This window comes from Vibrio sp. Vb0667 (genome assembly GCF_033391095.1).
Genome location: NZ_JAWPOL010000322.1, coordinates 1 through 1120 on the forward strand (window position 1 = coordinate 1; position 1120 = coordinate 1120).

1 protein-coding gene is annotated in these 1120 nt (G+C 49.4%); it reads right to left on the reverse strand.

Translation table 11 applies throughout. The features are described from left to right. On the reverse strand, positions 1-1120 hold a 1120-nt coding region (locus tag R8269_RS25610), incomplete at both ends, for an aspartate aminotransferase family protein (protein ID WP_318222961.1).

The window sequence follows — 1120 nt, forward strand, 5'->3', positions numbered from 1 at the left end:
GCCTTCTTCAATTTCTTGTTGTGTGATAACGAGTGATGGTGTGAAACGTACGACATTGGCACCCGCAACCAATACCAATAGACCTTGTTTACCTGCAGCAACCAGCACATCACGTGCACGGCCTTGCCACTCTTCATTCAGCGCAGCGCCTAGCAATAGACCTTTGCCACGAACTTCAGAGAATAGGTTGTACTTCGCATTGATCTTTTCTAGACCTGCGCGGAACAGCGCTTCGCGCTCTAAAACACCAGCAAGCACTTCTGGTTTTGTCACTTCGTTAACGACCGCTTCTGCCACTGCACATGCCAATGGGTTACCACCGTATGTTGAACCGTGAGTGCCCACTTTCAGATGCTCAGCCAGTTTTGCTGTTGTTAGCATTGCTCCGATAGGGAAACCACCACCCAGTGATTTCGCTGTGCTTAGAATGTCTGGCGTGATACCTAGACCTTGGTAAGCATAGAAATGACCAGTACGTCCGTTACCCGTTTGAACTTCATCAAAGATAAGTAGCGCGTTGTGCTTGTCACACAGTTCACGTACTGCTTGGGCAAATTCCGGAGTTGGTGGCACGATGCCGCCTTCGCCTTGTAGCGGCTCCATCATAACTGCACATGTGCGATCTGACATGTGTGCTTGAAGTGCTTCGATATCGTTGTATGGTAAGTGCGTAACATCGCCTGGCTTAGGACCAAAACCGTCTGAGTAAGCCGCTTGACCGCCAACCGTCACAGTAAAGAATGTACGACCGTGGAAACCTTGTTTAAATGCGATGATTTCTGATTTTTCAGGGCCATGAACATCTGCCGCGTAACGGCGTGCTAATTTCAGTGCCGCTTCGTTGGCTTCTGCGCCCGAGTTAGCAAAGAATACGCGCTCAGCAAAGCTCACTTCAGTTAGCTTTTTCGCAAGGCGAAGTGCCGGCTCGTTCGTCATCACGTTACTTAGATGCCACAGCTTGTTGCCTTGCTCAGTCAACGCATCAACCATTACTGGATGACAATGACCCAAGCAGCTCACTGCAATACCACCAGCAAAGTCGATGTACTCGTTATCGTCCTGATCCCAAATACGTGAGCCTTTGCCTCTTACAGGGATCATTTCCATCGGGTTATAGCAA